We start from the raw sequence: 12,132 nt of genomic DNA, 5'->3' as shown, positions 1-12,132 counted from the left end.
CTCTAATATACATTTTAAGGCTCACTAATGCCCATAGCTAATAATAAAAAATATGACAAAGCAAGTACAGCACAATTCCCCAGAAGACCTATAATTAGATAAACAAATCTTTTTGAAAGAATGGCAGATACAATGGCTATAAGGATCCCAATGATTGAGAGTATCCCTCCAATGCTGATGATAAGATACACATCTGAATTTGGACCTCTCAATACAAAAAAACATATCACATATAAAACAATACACAAGAGTGATCCGATTCCACACAATCTACCTACTCCATGTTTATTCAATGTGATGTCCCCCCTATTTTATGTGCCAGACTCAACCACCAACATAACCAAAAACAAGAATCCACTGATCATCAACATAAAACTATTTCCAGCCACACCAACAACAAATAGCTTGGAACTCTTTGAAGCTTTCCCTGATAAATAAGCGAGTGTGATACCAGCAATCGATAGTACAGCAAATAAAATAATTTCTACATAAATGCCCGCATCTGCAATTAATTGAGTGTAAAAAATGATCATACTAATAAGCATTAAGGCGATTGAGCCTAATGCTAGGCGCTTTCCACGCGTGTCTTGTGTGTTTTCTCTTTCCATAACCTACTCCCCCTCTTCCTTAATGATTTCTTGATACACTCTTTAAATTCCTTCAATTATTTTAATACAAAAAAAGAGTTGAACCATTATATGTCCAACTCTTCCATACTATCTTATTTATTTTTCTGATCTTTAAATGTTGAATACGTTAGCATCCCTAAACTAAATACAATGACGCCCATGATGAGCCACATAAATAGGTCAAGTAAGTCCATGGTATCACCTCTTTTCTATAGGGTTCATGCTACTGGACACATTCAAAGCTGTACTCATTTGACATCTTCCACCATGCCTTTTGAGGTTCTCCACCCATTCCACCTACATCACCCGAATCAATGGATGGTGAACCGCCCATGTCATAGCAGCGATTAATCAAATTTTGTTTTTCTTGGTGTGTCATATATTTTGAAGAAAAGTACAATGCTGCCCCTGTGAAGATCCCAATGACCGCAATTCCTCCCCAGATGATGGCCGGAGCGACTTGCGTTGAAATATCTCCAGAATCAGGTGTTGCATAGTTAATCATCTCTTGAATTTGATCGTCTGATAGTTGATCAAGTCGTTCTTGAATAAGCGTGAATTCTTCATCTGTAAATGAGTAAAGCTCTAATGCTTTTTCCTGGTCAATGTGTGCCGTTCTTGATTGTGTGTCTACATATACACTACTTTCTAATGCTTCAAGAGCCTCTGGCGGAAATTGTAATGGCTCTTCACTGGATGCTGCAGAAGCCTGGCCGGTTGGAAAGATTAGAGAGGCGACTAGCAACACAGCACTCATAACTGAAAGAAAACTCATCCTGTTCATCATCTAAAACCTCCTAAAAAGTTTGAAAATGATCTACACATAAAATGGTAAGGGGATCTGGAATTCTTTTGAAGTGTCGAACGAAGCAAGATCTCTGTAGACGTTTCTGACCATAAAACGGTTAAATTGTTCAAGATGTTAGCAAAAAATAGCAAGACCACACAACGATTGATTCTTATCCACCTAAAAAGCCAGCTGACATCATAATGTCAGCTGGCTATCTTCTTTATTGATTTTCTTGAATTAACCCTTCAATGATCGTTTCATTTTTCGTTTTAACTAAAGAGTACAGCATGGCTAGCCCAACAATGACAAACACTCCTACTACAACTCCAAGTATATGAAGCCAAGGGATCATGAAGCTGTACGTGAACGCATATTGGGTTTGGCGATAGATAATGTACATGACTAGGATACTTAACGGCAACCCATAAAGCAGAGCCTTCACTCCATAAAACGCACTCTCAAACATCATCATCTTTTTAAATGATTTGTTTGTCAATCCAACCGAGCGCAGCATTGCAAACTCCCGCTTACGCAAAGCAACACCTGTTGAGATCGTGTTTAGGATATTTGCTAGTGAGATTAGTGTAATTAATGTGACGAATCCATAGGTGAATACGGATAGAACAGCAATCATTTGCTCGCCTTGTGTTCTTTGATCGTATAAGTTATACATAGAATAGTACAGTTCCTGACTTTCTGAAAGAACTTGTTCTGTTAACATCGGATCATCACTCTGAACATACATTGAATAACTTATTTCTTTTAGATCTGATTCAGAGAGCAGGGCTTCAAATGTTTCGTTGGAAACAAAGATAACTATGGATCCTAAAGATGAGTAATAGTCACCCATTGGCAACTCACCAGTTAAAGCTGTGACCGTGAGCGGTGGCAACTCTTTTGTTTCTTCTGTTTCCCAATTTGTTTCTACAAGATTTAAGGAATCGTTGATGTTCGTACGAATTGCTTTTGTTTGGATATATTTACTCTGCTCATAATCCTCATAGGTGATTGTATCAAGAACAATGGCAGACATAGTCTCATCATCCCAGGAGCTAGGAATTTTTGCTTCTTCTACATATTGATCCAGACTATCTTTATCAATAGATGTGATACTAGCATAGTAAATATACTTTCCATCCTCTGTTCTTTCAATCTCCCCAGAATCAAGCAGTTCAGGTGCCACTTCTGATTCATCCAAATACAAGTGGACACTCATTTCCCGCTGGGTTAAAACTCCTGTAACCTCTTCAGCACCCTCAATGCTCTCTCTTAATTTATCCACCGATTCAGCATCGTCTGCATAAACCTCGAGATCATAACTCACAGAATCCCCAGACTCCGCAATCCGATATGACTGCTTAAGACTATCAGTGAAAAATGAGACACTTAAAAACAGAACAATACTTACAATCAAAGACAGCACCGTTACATGATATCTTTTTTTGTTGCGCTTTAGATTCTTGAGACCGAGTTCAGCTTCAATGCCAAACAATCGTCTGACGAGCTTGGATGTCCGAACGGATTTGTTTTTAAGCTTGATATCATGCGTTTGTCTAATTGCATCCAATGCTGTAATTCTCGATGCACGCAGCGCAGGAAACCAGGTAGAGATAAAGATTGTTAATGCAGACAATAAAATCGTAATTAGAATGGAATAAGGCGTAACCGTTAAGCTCAGCTGCTGTTCAAGTCCAATGGAATCAAGCATCGGATTAATCACTAAAAACGTGATCCCAATTCCAACAATCCCAGCTATTATTCCAATTGGAACACTAATTACACCAATGATAGCTCCCTCGAAGAAGACGGAATTACGCTTCTGACGTTTTGTTGCTCCAACACTTGAAAGCATTCCTAAGTATCTTGAACGCTCCGAAACTGAAATCGCAAATGCATTAAAAATTAATGCAACGGATCCCGCTATAATCACAACAATAATGACCCCTAACATTCCATTCATCGTTCGGTCGATACTGTCACTTGCCGTTATTCCTGAATGACGTAGGAGTTCACTATTGTACTGAACATTTGTGATACCCAGCTCATCTGAAAGCTCGTTCGCATGATCATAGACCGATCGATCCGGTTTGTCTACATACACAAAGCTATCCACTGGATAGTGCTCATCACCTTCATCAATATAAGAGAGCACCATATATCCTGGCGTCCAGCCCCACTCCCAGTTGGGTTGTTCAAAAAAACCTACAATTGTGTAGGACGCATCTTCCACTTCAATGAGTGTTTCGTTCAAATTGCCTTCGTCGTCCTGCTCCAGCCAATTTTCACTTGTCAATAAACCGTCCTGAGGCTCTGCCCATTCTGCCTCTGTGAATCGTTTTCCAGTGGCTAGCGTCACTTCGTCTCCAATCGACCACGTAACCTCTTCATCTAAAGACGAGCTTACGATCAATTCATCTCTCGTCTCAGGCAAGCGTCCTTCCAGTAACTGCACATCAAATTGAGTGAATGCTTCATCGTTCATGCCTCTTACCCAAATATATGGTTTAAACCCGCTCTCTGAATCATCTAGCTCTGAGTATCCACGATCTTCAATCAGTGACAGTGACCCCGTTTGTTCATCCTGAAGCAAACTGTCGATTTGTTCCGTTGTAATATCTTTATAGGAAACGTGCCAATTCCCGTTGTTCTCTATGGCTTGCTTTTTTAATAGGTCTGTATAAGACACGCCAATCGTCGCAACCGCCATAATCATGGCTGCTGAGATAATCGTTCCGAGGATTGTTACCAAGGTACGTTTTTTATTTCCCTTTAAATGACGAATTGTCAGCTTATTTACAATGTTCATGGCCGAATGACCTCATCACTCGCAACCTTGCCATCCTCAATTGTGATCACTCGATCTGCCTGCAGAGCAATCCGATCATCATGGGTAATCATAATTAACGTTTGTTTATATGTTCGGTTAAATCGTTTGAGTAGATCAATAATTTCCTTACTATTTTTACTATCAAGATTTCCAGTTGGCTCATCAGCTAACATAATTGATGGGTGACTGATCAACGCACGTCCAATAGAGACGCGTTGTTGTTGACCTCCTGATAATTGATTAGGTAAATGTGTTAATCGATTATCTAGGCCAAGCTGTCCAATCAAGTCCGTAAAATGCTGCTGGTCTACCTTGTGCTCATCTAGTAAAAGAGGCAGTGTTAAGTTCTCTTCAACTGTTAAGATCGGGATTAAATTATAAAATTGATAAATGAGACCAATCTGGCGTCGTCTAAAGATCGCCAGCTGCGTTTCGTTTAAATCATAGATATTTGTTTGATCGATCAACACACTCCCACTTGAAGGACGATCGACCCCGCCAAGCAAGTGCAGGAGTGTAGACTTACCAGATCCAGAGGGACCAATAATCGCCACGAACTCTCCCTTATTCACAGTAAATGAGACGTTATCCAATGCCTTAACAGCTGTTTCTCCCTTGCCATACACTTTAGATAGGTTTTCAACCTTTACTAATTCCATATAATTCCCTCCAGCAGTTGATATCCTAAGTGTACAAAGAAAAGATGACGCTTTAATGACTCATCAGGTGACAATTCAGTCACTTTCGGCTTTGCTTATAAAATGTAATGCGAAACACCGTGCCTTCTCCTTCTTTACTCTGGACGTCAACCTCTCCATTTTGACTTTTAATCATTTGTTGAACTAAGGCCAAACCAATGCCGACGCTTCCTTCTTTAGCATGTGTTCCTTTGTAAAATCGCTGAAAGATATAAGGTAGCTCCTGCTTTGGAATCCCACTTCCACTATCTGCAATCTGAATTTCCGTAAATAGAATGTTACTTGTATAGGAGATCGTTAGCTTCCCACCAGGTTGCGTATGCTCCACCGCATTTTTTAACACATTCCCGATTGCTTCCATACTCCATTGAAAATCTCCGACATATTGAACATCTGGCTCTCCTTCAACCTGGACATGAATCTCTTTTAACTCAATAGGGATCAGCAAGGGTTGAAGCGAACGTTCAATTAAGTCCGTTACTAAAACCTCCTCCCTTTTAAACGCAATCCCCCCAGCATCCATCTTTGAAAGCTTTAAGAGTGAGGTCACCAACCATTCCATGCGTTCAAGCTGGACAAGCTGATGACGGGCAAATTCACGCCTTTTGTCATCACTGACTTCTGGCTCATGTAAAAGATCAGCCATGACAGTCATAGACGTAAGCGGTGTTTTCAACTGATGAGAAATGTCTGAGATTGCGTCAGTTAGCTTCTTCTTTTCTCCTTGTAAATCAACGCTTTGCTCAGAAAGCATGCGTGTCACCCGGTAGACATCGTTTTTGAGGATACTGAGTTCCCCCTCTTGATTATCTCGGATATCAAGCGTTTTACTCCCAGCTGCGATACTCCGCACATATTCAGACAGTCGTTCAATATCCTTATACCGCCTATTCGTGAAAACAAAAAAACCTCCTACTATAAGAATAGAAGGAATCAGAACAAGCCAAACAGCAAGAACGTGGAGAAACATAGCACAAAGTACACTGCCTCCAATAACCAAAGCAAAATAAATCAGTAGACTTTTTACTTCCCTATGACGTAGCATGGCCGTCACCTGCTTTGTAACCCATTCCTCGAATCGTTTGAATGATCTCAGGTTGATGCGGATCATCTTCAAGCTTTTCTCTAAGTCTCTTTATGTAAACCGTTAACGTATTATCGTTCACAAATTCCCCACCTACATCCCAAATTCGGTCCAAAAGCTGCGCCCTTGAAAGGACTTGTCCAGGATGTGCAGCAAAAATCATGAGCAGTCTGTATTCCAAGGCAGTGAGCACAATTTCCTGCCCACGTTTGTATACTTTTGCTTCTAATGTATGGATATTGATTGGCCCTATCGATAAAGTATTTGGTTGTGGCGCGGGCGTTTGCTTGGAATACCGTCTAAGCACAGATTTAATCCTTGAAGTGAGCTCCCTTACCCGAAAAGGCTTCGTAATATAATCATCGGCGCCCATATCAAGCCCCATCACCACATTCACTTCTTCATCCATTGCCGTTAAGAAAATAACAGGAAGATCCGCTTTCTCTTTAACCAGCTGACAAAGCTCGTATCCACTTCCATCGGGGAGCGTTAAGTCTAATAAGCAAAGGGTAATGGTCTCAAGCTCCTGCTCAATGACTTGCTTTGCCCCTTTTGTATTTTCACATAACCGAACATCATAGCCTTCCTGTTTTAAAGAATAGCTTAGTCCTTCAGCGATGGCTCGGTCATCTTCTACAACTAGGATCGTCATATAAGTCCCTCTTTCTGTATCGTCCTCTCCATCATTCTACTCACTTTTTCGTGCGGAGTATACTCTACTTTTTACACTTAGCTAAGATGTGAAGAGCACCAAAACGTATGGACAAGACCATAGAATAGGATAAGGGGTATCTTTAAAAAATGCTCGTCCACTTCACCTTCGTAGGTATGCTTGATTTTAGTTGTGCGCTCAGTGCTTCCAATTTGATCCTCTTTATCATTCAAAATAACAGCAGTCCCGTCCATTTTAATTTTAAACGTGAAGGTTGGATGGTCCTCTAATTTCACAGCCACCTGGTGTACTTTGAAAAAACCTTTTGGTACTTCAGCTTCACCAATTTTTTTGTCGTTTCTATAAATCTCCCACTTCGTTTCACCCAGGAATTTGCTTTTAGTTTGAGTAATTGTGTATGTATCCTGGTTGCTCTGATCATAAGCACGAATGTTCACATCATAGATCGGATTTCGTGTTTGCTTCGTAAAAAATCTCTCCATCGTTCCAATCTTTGATTCATTATGGAAGATTGGGAAGGAATCCGAGGATTTAGCTATGGTTGGGGCGGTGTAGCTAAAGATCATGCAGCTCATCCTTATGTTCTTTTGACTTTTTAAAAAGTGGATAATTGTTATCTTTAATTTTTTGTAGGAGACTGTTCATCTCGTCATGAGCAAGTTGGTATAGGATGAAAGACACCATTCCTTGTTGTAGTGCTTCCTCTAATTCATCATGATCTAGTTGAAACACCTCTCCCGTTGGAAGAACAACTAAATCTAAGAACAAATCCTCATACCAAGGTACTCCTTGTGTATTTCCTTTCGTATTGCATATATCGATATACCATTGAACAATCTCACTACTTTCATTAAAGACCGTCGTCAAAACGTGGTGTCCGTTATCAGGGAAATGCTGTAGCCAAACAAATCCTGAATCCACAATACATACTTCTTTTGACTCGTATTGAACGACTAGCCGTTCCGTCACCTCTTGTAAATCTATTAAAGCAATCGTTCCGGTAAATTCCTCAGACTTGATATACCGTTGTGTGTACCTCTTTTTGGTCACACGCTTCCAGTTAGGTCGATCTGCGTGTTTCTTCTCTAGCTTGTATGGGATCATAAAAGCCTCCAATGATATATGAATTAACCCACCCACTCTTCCTCAAAACACATATACCAATAATGAGAAGGATCAAGCACTGCAACAGCGTTTCTTGATTCAATCCAACCTTCACTGTTTCCCTCGTATGCTCTTATTCTCTCAGATTGTTTTTTACGATCCAGTTCGCGATAAATCATAAGTACCTGTGATTTTTGATGTTTGTTTAGCGTCAGCACTTTTTCGTTCAGCTGATCAATATCCGCCAATGTATCGGCGTATTGAATACCTATGACATGATCAGGATGATAGCCTTCCGCTGTCTTTGTAAAAAGTTTCTCAATCGTATCCTCCGCCTTTTGAGGTAATGACTCGCGTTCTAAGTGAAGCGAAAGAGCCACGTAATTTTCTTTATCGATTCGTGAATCCTATTTCCACCAGGATAAGTCCATGGGTCTTGAGCGTCCGGTTAAATCATTTCGCTTCGAATCTTCCACATACGCATCAAACCCTAACCATTCTCCTAAACGGGCAAAGTAATCAATCTCTCTGCTTGTAAACATTGAACGATTATGTAAGGAAGACAGATTTAAGCGACGAAAATTTCGAACGTATCCTTCAAAGAAGGACATGAGGGGGTGCGTTTGGTTGGACATGTGTAGACTCCTTTTTATGAAAATTTCTTCTCATAGCAATTACACTCATGAACCCGGCTGTAGTATTTGCTAATTTGCTCAATATCATCTCCCGTATAGTGAGCAAATCCTTGGATAAAGTGCAGCCCCTTCGTTTTTACAGAGACTTCTTCTTTGTTATCTATGAAAACATGATAGTAGGAATCCACCTTCTTAAACCCGTTTTGTACATACCAATTGCTCACCCACACGTCATCTCTCGTCCATGCTTCAAGGCGGTTAAAATTCTTCTCTAATGCCAGCTTTTCTGCTTCCGCAAGTAACTGATTGCCGATGCCAAGCCGCCTGTAGTCCGGGTGAACCGCAATGTGCCAGATCATTCCGCCTAATCCGTCACCTCTAGAGCAAACTGTTTTTTCTTTGACTTCATATTCCACATCAATGAGCCCTACTACTTGATTATCTCTAACTGCCACTAACTCAATGGAGGGATTCTCATAGATTTCTTTTTCCTTTAAAACATTGTCAAAGTAAGCTGTATCGAGGAATGCTAGTACCCTGCAACGAAGCCAGCTCTCTTCATCTGATGGTTGATACAGTCTGATTTCGATGTTCATTCAGCTCCTTTTAAGTTCAACACAGCAATAAGCTCACCGTCTTCATCCACTTGTCCTGTTTCCACAAACCCACACGAGGTATATAACGCTCGCGCTACTTTATTATCTGCCTCATATGATAGATAGATCGTATCTGCCTCGCCTTTTGGGAAGGTACGAATATAGTTTATCGCTTCATGAGTCGCAAGCATCCCATAGCCCCTGCTTTGAAACTGTTTATCTAACATCAGCCTTGCTATCGTATAACTAGGACCCCCGCTGAATTCATGCTGCTCGCTGTATGTCATCATAATGAAACCAATTATTTCATCATTCGCGTATACTGCAAAAGGCATAACAGCTAGTTTTCCTTCTTCTAAAGCCACGTATGCTTGGGCCAAACTGTACTCATTTGAACCAACAAATGTTTTCTGATTATCTGCCACTTCAAGCTTCAAGCATTGATCAAGGTTTTCCCAGGTAATCTTTTTAAATGTAATCATGTTGATTCTCCAATCTTATAAGTGCTGTTTATAAATCCTACCTCTTGCTAGCAAATGTGAATGGAAACACTATATCTCTTGCTATTTTTTCCATACTGTCACCTCCCTCCTACTATTCGACAAATCCAGGAGAATTCCTTTTCACTGCATTTTAGAAAAGAGTTGACCTGAAATGCATTTCATATCGTATGCTCAAGGTGCCACTAGTCGGCGAGATTCCCCGAGAAGCGTAACGACTAGTGGTTTTCGTTTCGTTAGTTGAGGTAAAATAAGACTCAGTAAACGACGTAGGAGTTGTTTTATTGTGACGAACATTCATGACATTGCGAAGATGGCTGGTGTATCTGCAACAACGGTATCAAGAGTATTGAATCATCATCCACATGTGAATGAAGAAACCGTTAGAGCGGTGCAAAAAGCTATTAAAGAGACGGGCTATACAAAGAACATTCATGCCGTTCATTTAAAAAAAGGCAAAACGAACCTAATTGGGATCGTTGTGCCCTTTATGGATCAAAACTATTTCAGTCAGCTTGTAGATGGGATCGCCAAAGCTGTTTCTAAAACGGACTGTCATCTACTCATTATTCAAACTCAATATCTTGAAGAAAAAGAGCTTGAAGCACTGGAGCTATTAAAAACAAAGCAAATTGATTGTCTCATTTTTTGTTCTAGAAGTGTTCAATTGGACGTACTACAAAGCTATAGTCGAAGTGGGAAAATAGTGCTGCTAGAGGACGTTCAAGTGGAAGAAATCAGCTGTACCTACATGAATCATTATGATTCGTTTTATGCGGCCTTAACATTTCTTTATGAGCATGGACATTCGCGGATTGGTATTTGTTTAAGCAGAGAAAATAGCACAAGCAGTCTGCAACGTAAAAAAGCATTTGCTGATTTTATGGAAGCACACAAGCTCTCACTGTTAGAACAAGACATTGTGACCGATTGCTTATATCTTGAAGATGGCATCACACTAGCTAACCACCTTCTACAATCAGATGGTCGGCCAACTGCCTTTTTAGTGACAAATGACCAGGTAGCTGCTGGACTTTACACCACATGCGTGCGCGCCGGCCTTCGCATTCCAGAGGATCTTGCTATCATAGGATTTGATAATCAATCGATTTCAAAAGCCTTGGACATGACAACGGTGCAGATTCCTTTTAACAAAATTGGCGAACAGCTTGTAAAACAAGCATTAGAACCAAATGTGACAAGGCATGAAATGAAGCTAGAGTTGATTAAGCGGGGAACGGTTTAAAATAGCATGAGGATGGCATAAAGTAATGCCCCTGCAATCAACATAAAACCGCCAACCATCACAAAACCCTAAAGAAAACCCTTCGTCATGGCGAACAAATCAAGAGTCATCTCTTTTAGTATATTTAAAATGAACATGGTCCCACACTCCTTCTATTCGTACCCGCCATTCGCTTCCGGTAGCTGCTGATACCCTGGTTTAGTCTGAATAATATCTATACGTATTTCATTCAGAACGGTTTCCCATTTTAATTGTTTTTGAAAATCACACGACGTGTTCCAGCTAAGATCATAATCTTGCTCATTCATAGTCATCTTCAGCTCATATTTTTCATAAGGTTCCATACATGGAAAACCTGAACTCTTTGAGACCTTAAACACATCGACCTCTCTAAACAATTGATAAATTCGAGAACGTTCCTCGTCTGTAAGTTCCATAATTGTCTCGACCTTACCATCAGAAACAAGATCCTTTGTAAACGTGTGCTCATATGTATTAAGTTCATTTGCAAGCGTTACTCCATACTTAAGCGAGAACGCAAAATCATCTGGCATTTGCTTAGAGAACGACTGATCACAGCCACTTATGATAAATAGGATAAACAGGAGGACACACCCCTTTTTCATCGATTTCCATCCCTTCTATTAATAAAATAAAGGAGATCTGCCCTTTGGATGTAACGAGTACACTTGCAATCTGTGTGATGATCTTATTCTTTCTAGTTGCAGTCTTCCAATTCCTGCTTGCGTTTGGTTTTCCTTTTGGAGAATATGCTATGGGAGGGTCTCATCGGATATTGCCAACTAAGCTACGGATAGTGAGTGTATTTAACGGTATGATTCTACTTTTAATGGGATCAGTATATCTGATGGAAGCCGGGGTTTTAGATTCTTTTACCTTCCTTCCAACTACGATTCTAGCATGGGCATTCACAGGGTTTCTTGCGTTGAATACAGTGGGGAATTCGCTTTCTCAAAGTAAAAAGGAACGAATGGTAATGACTCCGTTGTCGGGAATGCTGTTTATATTGTGTTTAATAATCAACTTGAACTAGAAATTGAAATATGGCAAAACCGTATCAATAATAAAGGTCGCTAAAAATAATTTATTAATCAGTAAACTACCTGCTATCTCAACCGTCTCATGTAAGCGCACTACTATAAATTCAAAATGCTATGTTTCAATTTATCCTAAACAGGAATGTAAGCAAATACAATCCCAAAGGAGGAATTTAAAATGGCACAAGCAAATAACAATCAACAAGAAAAAATGAGTTACGAAGAAGCAGGTAGAAAAGGCGGAAACAAAACAAGTAGAACTCATAATAAAGAACATTTCCAAGAGATTGGA

Annotated in this window: 16 protein-coding genes; 2 read left to right on the top strand and 14 right to left on the bottom strand. The window is 40.1% G+C overall.

Annotated features, from left to right (window positions below; translation table 11 throughout):
• Window positions 1-14: 14 nt before the first annotated feature.
• The 13 genes from NSQ54_05450 to NSQ54_05390 all read right to left on the bottom strand — a co-directional run bounded on the left by NSQ54_05450 (window position 15) and on the right by NSQ54_05390 (window position 9,518).
• Window positions 15-269 carry a hypothetical protein gene (locus NSQ54_05450; GenBank protein WYP28500.1) on the bottom strand — a complete coding sequence of 85 codons (255 nt, stop codon included), beginning with the start codon at window positions 267-269 and terminating at the stop codon, window positions 15-17.
• Window positions 270-311: 42 nt separating this feature from the next.
• Complete coding sequence (locus NSQ54_05445; protein ID WYP27556.1) at window positions 312-608, bottom strand: hypothetical protein; 297 nt, start codon at window positions 606-608, stop codon at window positions 312-314.
• A gap of 244 nt (window positions 609-852) precedes the next feature.
• On the bottom strand, window positions 853-1,416 hold the full coding sequence (locus NSQ54_05440) for a hypothetical protein (protein ID WYP27555.1): 564 nt from the start codon (window positions 1,414-1,416) through the stop codon (window positions 853-855).
• A gap of 223 nt (window positions 1,417-1,639) precedes the next feature.
• The gene (locus tag NSQ54_05435) at window positions 1,640-4,225 is read right to left on the bottom strand and encodes an FtsX-like permease family protein (protein WYP27554.1); all 2,586 of its coding nucleotides are present in this window, start codon (window positions 4,223-4,225) and stop codon (window positions 1,640-1,642) included.
• Window positions 4,222-4,905, bottom strand: coding sequence for an ABC transporter ATP-binding protein (locus tag NSQ54_05430; GenBank protein WYP27553.1), 684 nt, complete (start codon window positions 4,903-4,905; stop codon window positions 4,222-4,224). The genes NSQ54_05435 and NSQ54_05430 overlap by 4 nt, the downstream gene beginning before the upstream one ends.
• Before the next feature lie 79 nt (window positions 4,906-4,984).
• Window positions 4,985-5,989, bottom strand: a complete 1,005-nt coding sequence (locus NSQ54_05425) for a HAMP domain-containing sensor histidine kinase (GenBank protein WYP27552.1) — start codon at window positions 5,987-5,989, stop codon at window positions 4,985-4,987.
• Entirely contained in the window at window positions 5,976-6,680 is a 705-nt protein-coding gene (locus tag NSQ54_05420) for a response regulator transcription factor (GenBank protein ID WYP27551.1), read from the bottom strand. Before NSQ54_05420 ends, NSQ54_05425 begins: the two co-directional genes overlap by 14 nt.
• Window positions 6,681-6,757: 77 nt before the next feature.
• A complete protein-coding gene (locus NSQ54_05415; GenBank protein ID WYP27550.1) occupies window positions 6,758-7,267 on the bottom strand; it encodes a hypothetical protein in 510 nt (169 codons plus the stop codon).
• Entirely contained in the window at window positions 7,257-7,805 is a 549-nt protein-coding gene (locus tag NSQ54_05410; GenBank protein ID WYP27549.1) for a DUF402 domain-containing protein, read from the bottom strand. Before NSQ54_05410 ends, NSQ54_05415 begins: the two co-directional genes overlap by 11 nt.
• 23 nt (window positions 7,806-7,828) lie before the next feature.
• Window positions 7,829-8,185 carry a hypothetical protein gene (locus NSQ54_05405; protein WYP27548.1) on the bottom strand — a complete coding sequence of 119 codons (357 nt, stop codon included), beginning with the start codon at window positions 8,183-8,185 and terminating at the stop codon, window positions 7,829-7,831.
• Window positions 8,186-8,212: 27 nt separating this feature from the next.
• Window positions 8,213-8,440: a hypothetical protein gene (locus tag NSQ54_05400; GenBank protein WYP27547.1), complete on the bottom strand. Its 228-nt coding sequence runs from the start codon at window positions 8,438-8,440 to the stop codon at window positions 8,213-8,215.
• A 14-nt stretch (window positions 8,441-8,454) separates the two neighbouring features.
• Window positions 8,455-9,036, bottom strand: coding sequence for a GNAT family N-acetyltransferase (locus NSQ54_05395; protein ID WYP27546.1), 582 nt, complete (start codon window positions 9,034-9,036; stop codon window positions 8,455-8,457).
• Complete coding sequence (locus NSQ54_05390; GenBank protein ID WYP27545.1) at window positions 9,033-9,518, bottom strand: GNAT family N-acetyltransferase; 486 nt, start codon at window positions 9,516-9,518, stop codon at window positions 9,033-9,035. Before NSQ54_05390 ends, NSQ54_05395 begins: the two co-directional genes overlap by 4 nt.
• A 304-nt stretch (window positions 9,519-9,822) precedes the next feature.
• On the opposite strand from NSQ54_05390, the gene NSQ54_05385 reads away from it, so the two are divergent.
• Window positions 9,823-10,782 carry a LacI family DNA-binding transcriptional regulator gene (locus NSQ54_05385; GenBank protein WYP27544.1) on the top strand — a complete coding sequence of 320 codons (960 nt, stop codon included), beginning with the start codon at window positions 9,823-9,825 and terminating at the stop codon, window positions 10,780-10,782.
• Window positions 10,783-10,934: 152 nt separating this feature from the next.
• Here NSQ54_05385 and NSQ54_05380 read toward each other — a convergent pair whose 3' ends face one another.
• Window positions 10,935-11,408, bottom strand: coding sequence for a hypothetical protein (locus NSQ54_05380; GenBank protein ID WYP27543.1), 474 nt, complete (start codon window positions 11,406-11,408; stop codon window positions 10,935-10,937).
• 44 nt (window positions 11,409-11,452) lie between these two features.
• Here NSQ54_05380 and NSQ54_05375 point away from each other — a divergent pair, with 44 nt between their 5' ends.
• Complete coding sequence (locus NSQ54_05375) at window positions 11,453-11,836, top strand: hypothetical protein (protein ID WYP27542.1); 384 nt, start codon at window positions 11,453-11,455, stop codon at window positions 11,834-11,836.
• Window positions 11,837-12,132 lie beyond the last annotated feature (296 nt).

Origin of the sequence: Alkalihalobacillus sp. FSL W8-0930, assembly GCA_037965595.1 — a bacterium.
Classification (GTDB): Bacteria; Bacillota; Bacilli; order Bacillales; family Bacillaceae_D; genus Alkalicoccobacillus.
This window is presented reverse-complemented; position numbering and strand designations above follow the sequence as displayed.